Source organism: Streptococcus sp. SI1 (assembly GCF_030439945.1).
Classification (GTDB): Bacteria; Bacillota; Bacilli; order Lactobacillales; family Streptococcaceae; genus Streptococcus; species Streptococcus intermedius.
Map to the genome: position 1 here is coordinate 395,981 of NZ_JAQFJE010000002.1, position 18,882 is coordinate 414,862.

14 protein-coding genes are annotated in these 18,882 nt (G+C 39.9%); 1 reads left to right on the forward strand and 13 read right to left on the reverse strand.

The genetic code is table 11. The features are described 5' to 3' along the window. Positions 1-54 precede the first annotated feature (54 nt). From PCY10_RS04110 to PCY10_RS04125, 4 genes are all read right to left on the reverse strand, one after another. Positions 55-1,938, reverse strand: coding sequence for a family 20 glycosylhydrolase (locus tag PCY10_RS04110; RefSeq protein ID WP_021002907.1), 1,884 nt, complete (start codon positions 1,936-1,938; stop codon positions 55-57). Beyond that, positions 1,923-2,801: an ROK family protein gene (locus tag PCY10_RS04115; RefSeq protein WP_021002908.1), complete on the reverse strand. Its 879-nt coding sequence runs from the start codon at positions 2,799-2,801 to the stop codon at positions 1,923-1,925. The genes PCY10_RS04110 and PCY10_RS04115 overlap by 16 nt, the downstream gene beginning before the upstream one ends. A gap of 65 nt (positions 2,802-2,866) precedes the next feature. Continuing rightward, complete coding sequence (locus tag PCY10_RS04120; protein WP_301558886.1) at positions 2,867-5,500, reverse strand: alpha-mannosidase; 2,634 nt, start codon at positions 5,498-5,500, stop codon at positions 2,867-2,869. 1 nt (position 5,501) lies between these two features. Continuing rightward, positions 5,502-6,791, reverse strand: a complete 1,290-nt coding sequence (locus PCY10_RS04125) for a glycoside hydrolase family 125 protein (protein ID WP_102567715.1) — start codon at positions 6,789-6,791, stop codon at positions 5,502-5,504. A 116-nt stretch (positions 6,792-6,907) separates the two neighbouring features. Between PCY10_RS04125 and PCY10_RS04130 the strand changes: the two genes are divergently transcribed. Then, entirely contained in the window at positions 6,908-9,037 is a 2,130-nt protein-coding gene (locus PCY10_RS04130) for a GH92 family glycosyl hydrolase (protein WP_301558894.1), read from the forward strand. 228 nt (positions 9,038-9,265) lie between these two features. Here the strand turns inward: PCY10_RS04130 and PCY10_RS04135 are convergent, their stop codons facing one another. The 9 genes from PCY10_RS04135 to PCY10_RS04175 all read right to left on the reverse strand — a co-directional run bounded on the left by PCY10_RS04135 (position 9,266) and on the right by PCY10_RS04175 (position 18,880). After that, complete coding sequence (locus PCY10_RS04135; protein ID WP_367316819.1) at positions 9,266-12,748, reverse strand: LPXTG cell wall anchor domain-containing protein; 3,483 nt, start codon at positions 12,746-12,748, stop codon at positions 9,266-9,268. A 344-nt stretch (positions 12,749-13,092) separates the two neighbouring features. Continuing rightward, on the reverse strand, positions 13,093-13,410 hold the full coding sequence (locus PCY10_RS04140; RefSeq protein WP_020998837.1) for a hypothetical protein: 318 nt from the start codon (positions 13,408-13,410) through the stop codon (positions 13,093-13,095). Position 13,411: 1 nt separating this feature from the next. After that, the gene (locus tag PCY10_RS04145; RefSeq protein WP_003073203.1) at positions 13,412-13,717 is read right to left on the reverse strand and encodes a hypothetical protein; all 306 of its coding nucleotides are present in this window, start codon (positions 13,715-13,717) and stop codon (positions 13,412-13,414) included. A gap of 14 nt (positions 13,718-13,731) precedes the next feature. Next, entirely contained in the window at positions 13,732-15,057 is a 1,326-nt protein-coding gene (locus PCY10_RS04150; protein ID WP_301558887.1) for a hypothetical protein, read from the reverse strand. Then, positions 15,048-15,662: a hypothetical protein gene (locus tag PCY10_RS04155; protein WP_164503717.1), complete on the reverse strand. Its 615-nt coding sequence runs from the start codon at positions 15,660-15,662 to the stop codon at positions 15,048-15,050. The genes PCY10_RS04150 and PCY10_RS04155 overlap by 10 nt, the downstream gene beginning before the upstream one ends. Positions 15,663-15,736: 74 nt before the next feature. Then, the gene (locus tag PCY10_RS04160; protein ID WP_041787477.1) at positions 15,737-16,078 is read right to left on the reverse strand and encodes a hypothetical protein; all 342 of its coding nucleotides are present in this window, start codon (positions 16,076-16,078) and stop codon (positions 15,737-15,739) included. Then, positions 16,069-16,692 carry a hypothetical protein gene (locus tag PCY10_RS04165; RefSeq protein WP_301558888.1) on the reverse strand — a complete coding sequence of 208 codons (624 nt, stop codon included), beginning with the start codon at positions 16,690-16,692 and terminating at the stop codon, positions 16,069-16,071. The genes PCY10_RS04160 and PCY10_RS04165 overlap by 10 nt, the downstream gene beginning before the upstream one ends. Positions 16,693-17,010: 318 nt before the next feature. Further along, positions 17,011-18,099, reverse strand: a complete 1,089-nt coding sequence (locus PCY10_RS04170; RefSeq protein WP_004234002.1) for a glycerol dehydrogenase — start codon at positions 18,097-18,099, stop codon at positions 17,011-17,013. A 112-nt stretch (positions 18,100-18,211) separates the two neighbouring features. After that, the gene (locus PCY10_RS04175; RefSeq protein ID WP_301558889.1) at positions 18,212-18,880 is read right to left on the reverse strand and encodes a fructose-6-phosphate aldolase; all 669 of its coding nucleotides are present in this window, start codon (positions 18,878-18,880) and stop codon (positions 18,212-18,214) included. Positions 18,881-18,882: the final 2 nt, after the last annotated feature.

An 18,882-nucleotide genomic window follows, 5' to 3' on the forward strand; every position in this document is an offset into this window, starting at 1 on the left:
AAAGACACTTTTAGTTTATTAAAAAAGATTGATCGCAAGTAAGTCCTGTTTTGATTAGGTAGTGTAAATCGTTGAAGCAGTCGCAATCGTATGCCATTGATTGGCACTAGTAACTGTAAAGCCTTGTGCGGTATAACAATCATTGAAGGGCAAGAGTTCAACTTCCAACTCTTCTAAACAATCGACTTCCCCATTAACATACTGCAACAAACGCTCTTGCGCTCGTTTGATGCGCTTGAGCAAACCACCAATGCGAATATCAATCGTATCTAAACCAAAAACCTTGTTTTCCTCAATCCATTGCGTGCTAAACAATGCAGCAAACTTCTCCACTTCTTGATAAAGAACTTCTAAATCCTCCAGGGCGAATGTCTTTAAAATAGTTTTTTGTTTATTCTGATAAGCAGATCGAATACGAGAGCTAATCCTAGCCTTAAGAGATAAGACTTGATTTAACTGTTCCTGTGTAGCAAATAAATAACTGTAGCTTCCTGCTCTTTTGCTAATATTTCTCAATTGCTGAGCCGCCTGTTCAAAATGAAGTCTATCTTTTTGAGGGCGGATGTGCTTATCCAGTAATGGACAAAGAATATCTTGATATAAAATATAACGATTTGGATTGATACCACTGAGATTATCTGGCAAATCTGGCAAGAGATTAGCCAAATCTATTTTCATGAAATCATCAAAATCAAGGCCTGTACTAAGCAGAAAATGCTGTGCAACATTTGTTAAATCATTGCGATAAGCTAATTCTGCCCAGATTTGTAAGGTCGGTAAAATAGCAAATTGAGAGCATTCACCACCGTTATCTCCCCAACCAGTCACAATCACTTCCTTGACATGATTTTGTCGGCAGGCCTTATTGGCTTCGATGGCTACCAAACGACTGAAATGATTATTTGGTGTAAAACCAATCCACTTCCAAGCGCCTCCAGCAAAAGCGATGTCCTGACTGATTTTCTGGTGATTATGGAAGTTACGATTGTATTTCTCCTCGCTATCCTGATAGTAATCCCAATAAACCAAGGTCACTCTGTCTTTCAGACGATCCAGATAAACTCGGGTTTCTTCTGGGATTTCTACATCACGGTCATATTGGCCATCCGCTGACATGAGCTTGAAGAACATATCGCTCCACATCTGACAGTGGAAGCCATATTTGTCTGCAATATCCAAGACTCGCTCAAGGTGTTGACACATGAGGAGACTGCGATTTTGGAAACCATGCTGAATCAAATAGCGTCCGAGACCAACCAAGTGGGCTTCATCCATTCCGATATTAATCTTGCGTGTATGCAGATGCGCCATGGTCTGAAACATGCCTTCGATTAGGTCATAAACTTTTTCTTCACCAATCAGTAAAATATCCTCAACATCTCGAAGTTCCTGCACTTCCTTGACCTGCCATTTGACAAAAGCTGACAGGTGGGCCAATGTCTGAATGCAGGGAACGAAAGCCAAATCAAAATCTGCAGCATAGTTCTCAATCTCTTGCAATTCTGCAACTGTGTAGCGTCCTCTGAAATAGCCAAAATAGGGCTGATTTTCTATCTCATAGGTATCTTCCATGTAGAGTTCAAAAGTGGAATAGCCCATCAAGGCCAAGACTTCAATCATCTTCTTGGCTGAGGTTAGGTTTAAAACAGCATTGCGGGAGCAGTCAGCCATATAAGCCAAATCCTCATAAGCTGCTTCTTCCACAATATGAACCTCATCCTGCCCTGATTTAAGAGCGGTAGATAAAAGGGCCAAAGCTCGATAGATCTGATGAGGTTGTTCATAACTGACTTGATAATGTCCTTGACAACCTTCCACTTTGATCGATACAGTTGAGTTAGGAGCAAGATCGACTTCAATTTCTCCTAAGTTCAAATACTTTTCTAAACGGATAAGAGCTTTTTCTTGTTTACTTGATAGTCCTAAGAATGTGGCCATTGACCTTCCTCCTGTAACCAATTTACTAAAGCGCCATAAAGGTTAGCCTCTCCTTGATAAGTACAAGCTAGAATCTCTGGAGCCACCGAATATTCTTCATAACGATTGACATAATAAGCAATCGCTGAGCGGACACCTTTGATAAAGTCAGGATTTTGGCTGATAGAGCCTCCCAGACTAATCACATCCGGATCAAAGAGATATTGGATATTGAGCAAACCCTTGGCAAGATTTCGGTTCATTTGTTCAATAGCTGCTTGGCAAGTTTCATCTCCTGTAGCCGCAGCTTGATAGATCTTCTTTCCATTCCAGTCTTTCGAGTCAGTACTAGCTTGAACGGAGCGAACTAAACTGCCTGTTGAAGCCAAGAGCGACCAATTTCCCAGTGTCTCAGCAGGCTCGGACAAGAGCATATACCCGAATTCCCCACCCAGATAGTGCTTACCTCGGTGCAACCTACCATTGAGAATCAAGGCCCCGCCAATACCAGTACCAATGACAACACAAGCAGCATTTTCTAGCTCCGGGTGAGCCAAAAGTTCGCTCAAACCAACACAGTTGGCATCATTTTCTAGACGAACTGGCAGACCATAAGAAGCTAGCTTATCATACCAAGAAAAACCGTGAATATAGGGAACTGCGCTAATACCGCCAATAATTCCTGTTGCTCGATCAACTGCCCCAGGCACACTCATAGCAATGCCTTGGTAATCTCGCTTAGAAAGGTAAGAATCCAACCAAGCCAGCAAGTCATCTAAATTGTCAGGTGTAGCAATATCCTGCTTTTCTACTATCTTTCCTTCTTTGGACATAGCCGCAAACTTGATACCTGTTCCGCCTATATCCACTGTTGCAATGATCATATTTTCTCCTTTATCAGTTTTTTATTCTAAGACTGAGACAAGACACCCCAGTAGTCAGCGTAATCTTACTTCAAGAGCTCTGTGCGGATTTCCTGTGGTCCTAAGGCTCCTAGCTTTTCTGACACTACTTCTTCCAAAAGGTTAACTAGAGTTTTGGAATCAGAAATCACTTCCTGCTCTTCTTGGCTCATATTGTAGTAACGAAGTACGATACCTGACTCGTCTTCCGCCACTTTAAGGGCTGTCGGGCAGATTTCTGCTAGGTTCAGAGCAGGGTGCTCCAAAGCTTGACCCGCCGCTGCGACACTTCCTTCTTGTTTAGAGATTTGGAAGGCTGTCAGAGGTGTTTGGAAGGCTTTAGCCCGACGATAAGCAGCAAAACGCTCTTGCGGTTGGTGGCATTCTGCTGTGTACTCGACTTGAAAGTCACGCAGACATTGGGCTTCTGGCGTTGGGAAGTAACCCCAGTCACCTAGCTCCCCTGTTGCCCGCAGAATAGTGACAGCAATCGTATCATCACCTAAAATCTCGTATTCATTTAGGCCTTTATTAACTACTGTTACAGCCTTTTGGTCATCATAGAGGCTGACGAAGGCTTGCTGGTGCTGTGGATTTTCTGGATTTTCCCAGGAGGAAGCTGGTCGATTGTTGCGACGAACTACTTCGTAAATGCTGTCTGAATCGTTGGTTTTACTGCTGTTATGAGTTCTGAAGAGAACACGAATTCGGTGATCCTTAGCAGTATTAGTAAAGCGAGTCTTAAAGCGTAGTTGCGGACTATCCGCAAAGACTGTCAACTCTGTCGTCAAGATCATGCTTGTCAATTCTGACGAACGACCTGCTGAGCGAGTCATAAATTCGACGATACCTTTTTGCTCTTGTTCCAACAGCTCATCTGCGCTTACTGGCAGGGTCAATTCATGGCTTAATTCCACCTTGGCATAGCGAGCATTGTTTTCCAGAACCTTAACGTCAGCCAGTTTTGCATAGATTGGCTCTGTATTTTTTGGCTGGAAGTAGATATACTCATTCCCAATATCGCCTCGATCCTCAAAACGGAGGAAGTTTTCATAGGCTTCATGAGTTGTCTTATCATAGACAGTCAAGTGTTTGTCAAAGCTAACAGTTACAAATGGAGTGTCAATCACGCCATTTCGGTAGAGGCCTTCATGTTCTTCTTTTGCACCAGGAAGCAATTGAAAGGTTTTCCAAGCCAGAGGTGCTAGGTGAATCGGCAAAGTCACGCGCAGCTGGCGGGCAATATAGGCCTGACGGAAGCGATCTTTTGGTAGGTCATATTGGAAACTAGCTCCCAAATCTTCGATTTTGGCTTCAACGGAGCGGCCATCCAAATCTTTAACAATAAAATCTGGAATTGTCAGATCCGCCATTCTCTGGTAGGCTTCTGTCGGATGGGCTTCCTTGAAATCACAGGTCGCAAATGTCACAGCCACAGAAACGGTATCTACCTTGTCATGGAGCCCAGTATTGACAACAGTGAAGAGGAGGTCACTCTCAGCTTGACGGCTATCTAATTTTTGCTTCCATTCTTCCAGTAGGTTTCCTTTGATAAATTCCCCCACTTGATTAACTTTGGCAAAGCGGGTCTCCATTTCACGGTGAACTTCATCGACACTGCAGCCGCAGATGCTGTCGTGTGGCGCATTTTGCAAAAGAGTCTTCCAAGCGTAAGTCAGCTGGTCTTTGTAATTGTGACCGCCTGTAATAACAGTCAATGGTTCAACTACCTGCTCCAGCAAGTTGCTATTTTCTTGAAAAGCTTGTTTTAGATAGATACGGGCTGAAGAAGTATTAGCTAACGTATACCAACCGTCAGTTTCTTGACTAGTCAATTCGCCTTGAACTATAGACAATTCCTCAGGCAAGGCAGCTTCCACAGCTTTCACATAGTCATCAAAAGAACTGTGCACAAAGTTGATATGTGGATAAAGTTCATTGGCTACTCGGATAGCTTCGCTGAGATTGCGCTGAACTGGCTGGTGGTCACAGCCATTCATCATCAACCATTGATTAGTAGAGGCATAGCTCTTCACATCAGCCAATTTCTTCTCCCAGAAAACTTTCGCTTCTTCTGGATTTGCCGGGATTTCATTCCCATTGCTATACCAATTAGCAAAGAGAATCCCCAAAACCTTGCTGCCATCTGCACCTTGCCAGTACATTTCAGAGTACTGAGAAGTAAACTGCTCATCTTCTAAGACTTGGTTATCAAACCCGATTGGTTTCACCCCCCGACCGAAAGCAGCTACATGAATACCTGATTGCCGCAAAAGCTGAGGCGCTTGCCCCATATTCCCAAAAGTATCTGGGAAATAGCCAATTTGAGTGGACTTGCCCCACTTCTTGCACTCCTGCTGACCAATCAAGGTATTACGGACATTGGCTTCGCTTGAAATCAAATAATCATCCTGCAAGATATAGAAAGGCCCAATTTTCAATTTGCCTTCATCAATGTAACGCTGCACCTTGTTCCGATTTTCAGGACAGATTTCTAGATAATCATCCAAAACAATAGTTTGCCCGTCTAGGTGGAAGCTCTTGAAATCTGGATCATTTTCAAAAAGATCAAATAGATTGTCAAAAAGCTCTACCAGCTGCATACGGTGGGATTCAAAAGGGAGATACCATTCGCGGTCCCAGTGGCTATGAGAAATAATATGTACAGTAATATTTTCCATTTTATACCTCAATCTTTAAGTCATAATAATCTAATACTAATTCGCAGAACATCATATTGGCCCAGCTGAACCATTCACGAGAATACTTGGTTGGATCGTCTACATGGAAGCTTTCGTGCATAACTCCCGTTCCACCATCACAGGCTACCATCAAGTCCAGAATCCGACGTTTCTCTTCCTTATCATGAGTGGTCAATCCTTGAATAGCCAAGGCAATCGGCCAGATATAGCGATAAAAGGTGTGCGAACTGCCTAACCCTGCAGCGTACGAACCCTCATAATAGTAAGGATTTTCTGAACTCAGAATGGTACGGCGTGTAGCTTGGTAGACTTCATCATCTATCGAACAAAAGCCGAGATATGGTGCGGCCAAAAGGCTTGGCACATTTGGATCATCCATCATACTGGCATTTCCCAAACCATCCACCTCAAAAGCGTAAATCTTTTCATTTTTGGCGTTTTTCATATAGGCATAGTTTTCAATTCCTTCTTTGATTTCCTTTTGCAGGCGCTGTGCATGAGGAACAATCTCCTCAGCTCCATCCAGATTCAATTTGTCAAAGATTTCTACCACATAGCCCAAAACAACTGTTGCAAACATATTAGACGGTACCAGATAGCTGTAAATACAAGCGTCATCACTCGGACGAAAGGCAGACCAAGTCATACCTGTCACTGCAAAATCGGGTCCTTGTCCATCATTAACCAAGGTATCTTCCTTGCGGTCCGTATCACGAACAAAACGATAAGAAGACTGGCTGTGGTCTTGTTCTACCGTCCAAACTCGAAGAATTTCTCTAACTCCAGCAATAAAGGTAGCATCTAGATGGCTCGTTTCTCCAGTTTCTTTCCACAAGAGATAAGCTAGCTGCAGAGGATAGCAGAGAGAATCCACTTCGTACTTGCGTTCCCAAATCCAACCGGACAAGTCCGTATGGTCTGTCTCATGATGTCCCTTCCAGTTGTCTGCGATATTAAAAGCATTGGCATAGGGATCTTTTAAAATCAGTGCCATCTGATGCTTGACCAGACCAGCAATTGTTTGACGGATTTTTGGATCTTCCTTGGCTACAAAGAGATAGGGCTTGAGCTGAGCTGTCGAATCCCGCAGCCACATAGCTGGAATATCTCCAGTCAAAACAAAAGTTGAGCCATCTTCTAAAATTTTTACAGTATTGTCTAAAGTATCTGTATAACAACGTTTAAATACCGCTATCCAAGTAGGATGATTTTTAGCTATTTGAGCGATAGAGTCTAGCCATTTGTTGACTATTTCTTTTGAATAAATCATGAATACCTCCGTTTCATACTCGTTTACATTATCTAGTATAGGCTAAACTGTTTTTAAAATATATACACAAACTAAAGGGCTTTCGATAATATCTTTTTACAAGCAACATTTGCTTGTTGTTTCGTGTTATAATCAACTTACATAATCTATCAAAAGAGAAACTGCTTATGAAAACTGTACTTGAAAGTATTGATACTCGCTATGGGACAGAGAATACCCCTCATTTTTCTAACGGCAATACACTCCCCTACACCGGTGTCCCATTTGGAATGAATTACTTTGTCCCTCAGACTAGCCATTTGAACGGAGCTTGGTATTTTAATCCCACTATTCCTATTTTTCAAGGTATTCGCCTGACTCATCAGCCGAGCCCTTGGATAGGAGATTTTTCTTGGTTGCTACTTACACCAGTAACAGAAAAAGTTGAAGAGGAAGATTTACTTTACCGACAATCTTCTTATCTAGTATCTGAAGCTACATTTCAACCACATTATCTAAAGCTCTATTCTAATCGTTATCAATTAAGCACAGAAATAACACCCAGTCTCTATGGAGCCAAGCTACGTTTCACAAGCTTAGAGAATAAAAAACTAAGTCTCCTTTTCCATACTTCTGCTGAACTACATATTAAGCAACTAAATCCTCACAGCATTTTCCTAAAAATCATTGAAGAAACAAACACCACCAAAAGCCCTCTGATCATGCATCTTTGTCTGCAGTTTAGTCAAGTTATCCAAAAGATTTCTCGTCTAGGAACGGATTGGTGCTTGGACTTTAACACTGAAATCCTGGAAACTACTCTAGCCACTTCCTTTATTTCATCTGAACAAGCACAATTCAATCTACCTAGTGGAACGTTTGAAGAAATAAAAGAAAGCGCTGAAACTAATTGGAAACATTATTTAAACCGCTTTGATATTGTAGAGCAAGGCGAGGCTGACCGGCATCTGTTTGATCACGCTCTTTACCGCCTCTTTCTTTTTCCGCAAACTTTCTACGAAATTAACAAGCAGGGGCAAGAAATTCATCTGAATTTGAAAAAACAACACGTTGAAAGTGGAAAATTATATACCAACATTGGCTTTTGGGATAGTTTTCGTACAAACTTTCCTCTGCTCGCACTAGTGGCTCCCGAAAAGTACCACGATTTCCTAGAAGGATTTCTCCATTTCTACCATGAAAATGGATTTTTACCTAAATGGTTGGCTCCTGATGAGCGAGGCATGATGCCTGGAACCTTGATTGATGGTGTTATTGCGGATGGAGCAATAAAAGACTTAATTCCAGATTTTGAACAAGAACTTTTGCAGGCTATGATAAAAACCGCTACCATAGAAGATCCATCTCAAATATACGGACGTCACGGTACAGAAGATTATCAAAAATTAGGATATCTGCCAGTTGATTATCACGAAAGCGTCAGCCACTCTCTCGATTATAGTTATAGTGATTTTTGTATTTCTATTCTTGCTAAAAAACTGGGATATAAAAAAGAAGCCCACAATTACGCTCAGCAGGCACTCAATTATAAACAGTTATTCGACTCCCAAACCGGTTATATACGACCAAAAGATCGCCAAGGAAACTTCAAAACTGCTTTTTCTCCCTACAGTTGGGGAAAAGACTATGCTGAATGCTCTGCTATTCAAAATACTGTAGGAATCCTCCACGATATAGAAGGGTTGAAAGAACTGATGGGTGGAGAGAAAATTTTTACATCCTATCTGATAAAATTATGCAATGATACCCCCCATTTTGAAATCGGAGGCTACGGATTTGAAATCCACGAGATGAGCGAGATGGCTACTGCAAGATTTGGACAATTGGCTATTTCGAATCAGCCAAGTTTTCATATCCCTTATCTTTTTCGCTACAGTGCTCATCCTGAATATACCAGTCTCATTTTAAAAAGCATTCGCAATCAAGCTTTTCTTCCTAATTTCCAAGCCTTTCCCGGAGATGAAGACAATGGCAGTCTATCAGCTTGGTATATTTGGAGTGCTTTAGGCTTATATCCCACCTGTCCTGGCAAAGCGGACTATGATCTAGGAACTCCACTCTTTAACCACTTGCGCATTTACTTACCTCAAGCAATGCATTGGTTAGATATCCGTAGCCACCATAATTATTCCCATTTCCATTTTGTCAAAGATGTACGATTGGATAAAAAACAATACACCCGTATTTCCCACCATGAACTTCTTTCCGGAAAAGAATTGGATTTCTACCATTCCTGGTTACCATAGAAAAGGTAGTTAGAACTTTTAGGAAGTCAAGAGACAAAAAACAACAGTTTGACAAGATTTAAATATAACAAACTGAGGCTGAGACAATAGTGTCTCAGCCTCTACTCATCATCTTTCTTTTTTATTTATAACAAGCTCTCACCTCATTTAACATATTACCTGACTTTTTCGCTTTGAATCGCCCTTCTTTTACAAGTATGACAATTCAATATTTTGGTAACAATAGATTTAATATTCTTTTTTTCTGATGATTCCAAGATAAACAAATACGATTAATCCGACTCCAAATAAACTTAGATGGCTGTCAGTACTACCTGTACTTGGCAATGCTGTTTTATTTGTAGGCGACTGATTTTTAGATTTGTTGGGTTGTTGTGAATGATTCGATGCAGATGGTTTCGTTTGTGATGTAGAATCAGGATTTTCTGATTTTGTATTTTCATAAACGGCAGCATATTGACTGAAATGAGCTGTTTTAAACGTAGTTTCCGTTAAATCTTTATTTTGCGTAAAAGGAAGATTTTCCAGCTTATTGTTTGAGACGTGATAAACTTTGCTAACCTTCCCCTTACTTCTCATCAGAACAGTCACTTCACTCATAACTTGTACTTTCTCGCCTTTTGCATTATACAAAGTAATATCATATAATTGATAATTTTTTCCTTTTAGTGCTGGAGGTGTTCCAGTTGGTATCTGCACCTTGACCTGTGTTGCACCATTTAAAGCTTTCGCAGTACCTATCACCTTGATTTGGCCATCTTTGTCTACTAATGTCATCATTTTATCAGCATCAGAAGGTTTTGTAGGATTGTCATCTTGGGGTTTATCAGGCTTTTCAGTACCTGCTCTTGGCGGAATGATAATGGCCAAACGATTGCTCAAATCCATACCGTCTGCTTGCGTACGGTAGTATAAAACTCTTGGTCTCTTTTTAAAGTCAATAGGTTTAAAAATGACATTTCCCATTTTAGTAGTTTTATGCGTTGCAATTGGCTTAGTAGCATCTTTTGAATCATATAGATTAACGGTTGTGTTTGCTGGAACGTTTTTAAAGCCAACTTGGATGCGATTATTACCTAAATCTCGGATAGCTGTATGTTGCATAGGAATGTTAGGTGTTTCTTTATTGAGACTTTCATACATTTTCCAATTGTAAATCCGAATAGCTTTCCAAGGAGTACCATTATCTGATGTAATGACATGAAGTCGCCATTCTTGCGCGGTAATAGGACGGTCAAGAGTAATGTCCGTAACATGCGCTTTATTGCCACGAATAGATTTTGCCAGTTGCCACTTACCAGCCTCATCTTTATAATAAAGATCAAAATCTTTGGTATTCATAAGTCCATCATTGACTGACTCACCTCCTGCGCCTGCATGTTCTGTTACCCAACGGACAATCGTACGTGGTTGTGTCAATTTAATATCAACAGAAGCTTGACTAGCAGAACTGGACCATTTATCAGACAAGCCAGTGATTGTACCTGTCAGCATATTTTCAGGACCTTCATTTTTATTTGTTTTTCCAAGACTTGTGCCTGTTACAACAGCGCCTAAAACAACATTTGGTGCCTCAGGTTTTGGATCTGTCGTATCATCTGCTGCCAATCCCCAATTAAAGTTAATAATACTTTCTGTAGAACGAACACCATTTTTACCTACAGCAACGACTTTCAGGCGTTGACTTTCTCCTCTATCAGATATTAAACGACTGATTTTGGAAAGGTAGATATTCGTACTAGAAGATCCTGTCACTAATTTCCATTTATTGCCAATTTCCTGGTACACTTCATAATAATCTGCTCCTTGAGAAGCTTTAAATGTAAGAGTTGCTTCTGCCTCACGTGCAGTTTTAATCACTTTATTTTTGATGACTACGTTACTAGGTGCAGAAGGAGCAGTGTCTGTATCAAAAATACCGAGCTGTCCCAGATTGAATTGATAGTTAGAAACAGCTTGTTCATTGCTGACAGTGAGTTTAATACCATAAATAGTTTTACCTGCTAAAGAAGATAAATCAAGCGTGTCCGTTTTCCATTTATTATCTGAGGAAAGGGTTAAGGTACGATATTCAAAAGTTTTATAATCTGGTGATGTAGCAAGACCAACTTGAATTGTCGTTCCTGCACCTCCACGATAAGAAACTCTTAATTTACTTGTAGATTTTACTTCCAACTTAGTAGAGTAAAGCATAATATCTTGTTTGGTTTTTTCTGTTAGATTTCCAGTAAATTTCAGAGAATTTCCGCCATTAAAAGCTTGTTCAAAATCATAGTCAGCATTCAATTTTTGTCCCGTAGATTGAATCCACCAACGCCAAGTTGGCAAAATACCAGACACAGAACGATAATTCCAAGGACCATCTTTGGAAATCGCTCCATCTACAAACCATTTTCTGCCATGACCCGTATTAAAATAAGTATTAAAAGTCGTCCCCGTAATTGGTGTCCTATCCGCAATGAGATTACTGATACCTCGCCATTTCTGGTTTGTAGGTTGTTCGACAGTTGGATCCCCTTGAAATCCTGTCCAGAAACGATTTTCATGCCGATGGTATTCCTCGCCTGTCTTTCCGAAACTAATAATGGTATCAGGAGCAAACAACCCAAGAGAAGTCTTGAGTTTCTTGGTTAACGGATCAAGCAAGCTATTCCAGTTAACATCCGTTTTATAAGAGCCACCTTTTTGCAATTCAAGACCAGCATACACATCATAAGGATTACGACCAATTGTCTTTGCATGCTTAACAGACTCGTCAATACTGGATTTAGTCCAATTAAAATTAGCAAACAACGTATCTGCTGCAATTTTTTTGTCTGCTTCTCTTGCTTTCAGATAAAAGTCGTTTTGGTCATTTAATCCATTGATATATTCACGTTTACCATTATTGAGCATAGCATCATACCAAGAAACAGCTAAAGGATGACCAATTGAACGGGAGTATTCTTTCAAATAGATTATAAAATCTCGAATTTTAGTCGGTAATCCAGGTAAATTTCCTGCCCATGTTTCTTGATTGATAAAATAACCATCATATCCATAGTATTTAGCAATTTCTGCTAGCTTTTTAGCAATAGGGAAGCTTCCATCTGAATCCTGTTTCATCGCTTCCAACAAACGCTTCTGATCTTCTGCTTTCGTAGACCAATTAAAGAATAAACTACCATAAATAGGCACTCCATTTCGATGTGCAGCATCAATCACATCTGGTGTTGGAACGAGACCATCCCAGTAAACCATTGAATGCACATATTGCCAATAATCAAAAGCATAAGCATTAAATTCCTCATCACCAACTGACGAACGAGTTGCAGCTTTAGAATTCATATTTGATAAAGCCTGCAGCTGCGCTTCTGGATTTGCAGTTTTATTTATTAAGCTTCCCTGATAACGCGAAGCCAGAGGAACACTAGAACGATTAATATCATCATCTGGGCGAGCACCTGGCTTCCAATTTAATAGATCTTGCCAAGTAGCAAAGGTAACTTCTTTTGGACGAAGCTTGGGTACATCTTTAAAAGTCAACTCTTGCTTAGAATTTTCCACATTGCTATGCTTATTTGTCAATTTTTCCGCTATTGTCGTAAGATACTGCTGTTCAGGTAGAGTTTGCTCATTATCAGCATAAGCAGAAAAGGCGCTTAAGATTGTCATCCCAGCGATGATTGCAAAAGCACCTATGGAAAATTTGAGGGAATGATTTTTTCTCATCATCTTCTCCTTTCTTAATTTGAAATAGTAGTCTCACATCACACTTCTCCCAGTGCTTTTACATTTACCTCCTACTCTATCAATTACTAGATGATGTATGATACTGAGTTCACTATTTTCTATTATCAATTTATTTAGCCAATGATTGGACGATTGACTGACAATAGTAAGATAATCCATAACATGCACTTTTGTTCCAGAAATGGAATAAACATGTGCGACTTCCCATGTCCATTTTATGCCGAGAAAGCGCTTTAATCAATGCTAAAACTTTCACTTCTTAAAATAGAGGGCAAATATCTAAAAAAAGTGTAGAAAACAAAATATCACAGATGAGTTAAAAGTCATCTGTGATATTCTAGGTCATCCAATCGTTTACGATATTGTTTTCTTTCTCTAGATCTTTCTTCTGCCAACTGCCTCTCATAACGTCTCATCCGCATATCAAACTCATCTCGTAATTGCCACAATTGGCTCGTAGCAGCTCCCAAATGGTTTGGAATATCACGATAAAAATGTGAAGTCCAGTTACAAAGACGATCCGTATGATTCATCATATCCCTTTTCATATAATGATACTCTTGTTCAATACTATCCAAACGCTTCTGATAATATCTATGCTCATTTTCCAATGCTTCTCTTTGTTGTCTTAGATTGGACATATTATTCCCCTCCCTTAATCGGACTCTGTAAATGAGGACGTGGAATATTCGTAAGGTAATCCCTAGCACTTTCTGCTGCTTTCCCTGTCAAGCCATCTTGCAAATCTGAAACCAACGTTTTACTAGAAAAAGCCATCATCTCTGTGGATTCTTGCTCCAACCACGCTTGTAAAGCCATGGATTCTGTCGATAATATCATTCTTTGTGCCAGTACAACCGAGCGAATAGCGGCTCTTTCTTGATTCTTCTTTATTTCTATTTGAAGAGCTCTTGCTTCTGCTTGGCTAGCTGCCAACATTTCAATCATCTATCTCCCTCCCCTTAATAGTTTCGAGCAAATAAAGTCGCACCATTACGATCTGTTTCAATAATATGTTCGGCTACCTCATTCAGTTTACTTGAGAAAGTGTCTAACTGAGTTTTATAAGTGCTTGTGGCTTTTAACGTTTCTACCTCTATTGCTTCATCCCAACAAGCACTTATCGTAAAATCTGCCAAAACTGCTTCCACTTCTATCGCTGATAAGTATTGCGCCATCTCATGAGATGCCTTCCTTACCTCTTTAATCTGTTCCTCTACCTTTTCTTTATATTCTGCTAATTTTTCTTGAATCGCTCTTTCAAATTCCTCAGACTGTAATTGGGCCGTCTGAGCGGTTATTCCTACCAATTCCTCTCGCAAGCTCACTCGTTTAGAGCCAGAGGCACTTGATAATTGTTTATGAAGGCTGGAAATCTTCTGGCGATTGTACTTGAGTTTCGTCAAACGTTTATTCTCTTTCGCAAAAGACCCATAGATTCGTTTGTACTCCTTCACATAAAATTCTGGATCTGTGCTGTCAAACCAGGTCTCAGGGTTACGAATGTCAAACTCTTTGGCTTGGCTAGCTTTTTTCTTTGCAATTGCGCGAACCTGTTTCTCCGTCATGCCCGAGCAGAACTTCCCTTGTTTCACATACCAATCGGTATCTAGCCCATTTTCTTTCATCCGTGGGAAAGCAGCGCTATGCTTTTTGCCATCTACTGTAAAAACGCGTCCATAGGGAATTGCTCCTCCACCGCCATCGAAGTTCGTCACATCTTTTCCGGCATCACTATAAATATGAGCGTGCTGTTTCAGATAGGCAACTTCCTTAGGGGTCAGACCTTTAGAACTGGAAAGTCCTTGCTTAACAGCAGCGGCAGCTCCCCAGTCCATAAAATTGGTCACTCTCTCTACTTTATTTTCGGCTGCCACCTTAGCAACTGCAGGACCAGACTGACTGAAACCCGACATATTGGAAATCACCCCATTAGCAGAGGGGATCTTTTCTTTTGCCTCCTTATAAAATCGGCGAATGTCTTTGGTTTGTTCGGTCAGACCAGTCGTTGCCCCTACGGCGTTTGTGAGGGATTCGGCAACATGCTTATTCACATCATGGTTCATGTCTTGCGTGCCGGCTGCCACAATCGTTGTTTGGCTGTAGTCTGGCTTGCCATTGACAATAGGCGCTACTGCAATGGCTTGGGTCGTTTCGTTGACCTTGTGGATGAGTTGATATTCTTTGCCTGTTCCATCAAGTACAAATTTTTTCCCAGTTTTTTGGTCTTTTATTATATTAAGAACTTCAACTTGTAATTCCTGCACATTTTCATCATTTAATGCCATTCAGAATAATCTCCTTTTTTAATTTCAATATTATAGACAACCTCTGCCTTAGGACTGCCAGAATCATTCTTAACCACTCCTTTTAGCTGCCCATCTTTAACTAAAGCCTCAATATTTTTATCAATTTTTGGCTTAGAATTTAATTTAGCTTTATCAGGCAAATGTTTGCTTCCAGAAATTTCCAGAAATTCATCACCAACTTTTATCTCAATCACTTCTTTATCTGAACCATCAAAATCCAATCTAACGTCCCAAAAAATACCATAATTCCCATAGCTCTGATCACCGATTTTCCTACCTAAATAAGCTTTATTCCCAGATTCATCATAGACCACAGGAACAACATTAGCATGAAACATACTATGCTTATTATCCCCTTGAATAAAAATCGGGGAAAATTCAATCTTGCTTACTCCGGTATAATGCTCTTTGATATAGGTGGCGATTTGTTCTTCTAACAAACGAAAACCATGCTTGTAAAGCTGCACTTCCTGTTTATCCAAAATACCCGTATCGGGATTATGACTTTGTTGGTTCATATAAAACACTCCTCCTAAAATAATCATTACCATAACAACGATTCCTGAAATAAGTTTCTTCATCATTGACCTCCATTTCGATATCTTATCAAAGAATAAGGATTTATTCCCTTATAGTATAGCAAAATTAAAAGGATATTTCAGGAGTTGACCAATGTCTCCTTATAGAATCGGCGAATGTCTTTGGTTTGTTCGGTCAAACCCGTCATAGCTACTGCTGCATTCGTAAGAGATTCGGCAACATGCTTATTCACATCATGGTTCATGTCTTGCGTGCCGGCTGCCACAATCGTTGTTTGACTGTAGTCTGGCTTGCCATTGACAATAGGCGCTACTGCAATAGCTTGGGTCGTTTCGTTGACCTTGTGGATGAGTTGGTAACTCATTTCACCCGAATCAAAACACTCTCCAATCTTTTTATCTTTTATAATATTAAGTATGTCTGTTTGTAAGTCTTGTACTTCCTTATCTTTCAGCGCCATTCAGAATAATCTCCTTTTTTAATTTCAATATTATAGACAACCTCTGCCTTAGGACTGCCAGAATCATTCTTAACCACTTCTTTTAGCTGTCCGTCTTTAATCAACGCCGCCATATTTTCGTCAATTTTTTTACTGGAACTCAACCTTGCTTTTTCCGGCAGATGCTTACTTCCAGACACATCCACATCTTGATCATCAACCTTTAATTCAATCACTTCTTTATCTGAACCATCAAAAGCTAAGTATATTCCGTTTAATAAGCCATATCTCCCAAACCATCTTCGCTCAACTCTTCCGCCTAAAATAACTTTATTTCCCTGTTTATCATAGATTGCCGGAACAACATTGGCACTAAACATACTGTGTTTGTTATCCCCTTGAATAAAAATCGGGGAAAATTCAATCTTGCTTACTCCGGTATAATGCTCTTTGATATAAGTGGCGATTTGTTCTTCTAGCAAACGGAAACCATGCTTGTAAAGCTGGATTCCTTTTTCATCTAAAACATTACTAACGTCATCATGTGAATTGGGTATTGAATGTGTCATATAAAATATCCCCCCTGAAACTAATACTAAAATGGAAACAATGCCCACAATAACCTTTTTCTTCATTCGAACCTCCTATTGTGATCGTCTATCAAAAAATAAAGCGTTTACTCTCTTAACTTTGTAATTTCAGTTTTAAATTATTATACACTTATTAAAATGTTAAAGCAATAAAAGACATATTAATATTTTAGTAAAATATAGTCCTATTGTTAGAACTTTAAAAAATTTTTCAACTCCTAAAAAGAACAACGTGTCCTATCTCATCACTTAGACTCTTCTATTTTACGAAAGTCATAACTAGAGGAAATCTAAAATAGGAATGTTGTCTTCTACTACACGAAAAAACAAGTCCAATCTAATCAGACTTGTTTCTTTTTATTTTTATAAGGAGTTTACATAACGATCGACTGCTAGGATAGCACCCGCAATATCAGATGCTGAAATCTTAAACGGCATCTGATGAATGGTTTCACCTTCAATAGTAGCTTGCTTACCAACCTTGAGCAAATCATCATAGCTGGCATTTTCTAAATGCATTTCTGCCAAAGTCGTAGGCATACCAATTTTCTGATAGAAACGAATATATTTTTCCAATTCCTCTTTTGGACGGTTTTCAAGAAAGAGCTGTGTTAGCGTTCCATAAGCTACTTTTTCTCCATGAGTCAGATGATGAATATCACCAGTCAGAGCCGTAAATCCATTATGAATGGCATGAGCCGCAGCCAATCCACCACTTTCAAAACCAACACCGCTGAGAAGCGTATTAGCCTCAATGATATGCTCAAGGGCTGGTGTTACCACCTGCGCCTCACAAGCAGCCAGTGCTTGTAAACCATCTGCAAAAAGAGTTTCTTCACATTTTTGGGCAATAGCTGCGCCTGCTAAAGTCTGTCTTTGTCCTAGCATGGTCTCTCCATTTGCCTGCATAACCGCACGCGCTTCAACCCAAGTCGCTAAACCATCTGCAATTCCAGAAGCTAACAAGCGCTTTGGAGCTTGAGCAATGACCTTTGAATCTACCAGGACAAGATCTGGGTTCTTGGTGTAAAAAATATATTTCTCAAATGCTCCTTCCTCAGTATAAATTACTGAAAGAGCTGATGTTGGTGCATCTGTTGAAGCAATAGTCGGTGCAATTACGACGGAACTTCCCAATAAATCTGCAATTGCCTTAGCACTATCAATTGTTTTTCCACCGCCAAGACCAATCACTAGATCGGCTCCATCTTTTTCAGCTAAAGCGACTACCCGATTGATTTCATTATCCGAAGCTTCACCATTAAAACTAACATGCAGCACATGAAGACCATATCGAGTTAGATAAGCCTGAAATTTCTCTCCAACAATCTGGTAGACGACATCATCACAAAGCAACACAGGGCGACTACCTAATTTGAGGATTTGACTGGCATTTTCAAAGAGGGCATTTTCACCCTGAATATAACGAGACGGACTTGCAAAAATGTTCATAAGACACCTCTTTTTCTTTAATGAAACAGCTCTAAAAGCTTTTCTAACTTCTTAACAACTTTTTAGATTTTTAGAATGCCTCACAGCTATTGGAATAATTTTTATAACTAGTTTAAATAAACTCTTGATGGTGAATCACTGCCCAGTCGGTAGCGAAATCATCCACTGCCTTTGAGATAGACGGCATAGCAAAAGCGGATTCAAAGACATCTGCACCTGCTGTAATAGCATGGGCACCATCAGCAAAAGCCTTGTTGACTTGTCCTACATTTTTAAAGGAAGCTGCTAAAATTTTGCTAGATGAACCTTCTTTCGCAATCGCATCCGCCAATTGGCCAATAACTGCATCTGAATCAATGTTCAAATTTTCCATACGGTTATAATAAGGAGCTAAATAATCTGCGCCTGCTTGAATGGCTAACAAACCTTGGAAAATGGTATAAATAGCAGTTGCCGTAATCTTGTAACCTTCTGCTTTTAAAACTTTTATAGCGGCTAAACCTTCAGTGGTTACAGGTACTTTGACAAACACATTTCCACTACACTGTTTGCGAATTTCAGCTGCATCTTTTAAAATCCCCTGATAATCTTTGGCAACAACCTGAATATGAATGGAAGGACCTTCCCCAATAATTTCTCTAACTTCTTGGATACGTTTAAAGAAATCAATCTCTCCCTCTTTTTTAGCGATGGTCGGGTTAGAAGTCACTCCTGCCAAGGGGAGAACTTGCGACCATTTTTTTATTTCTTCTACATTTAATGTATCAAGCATGAATTCCATAA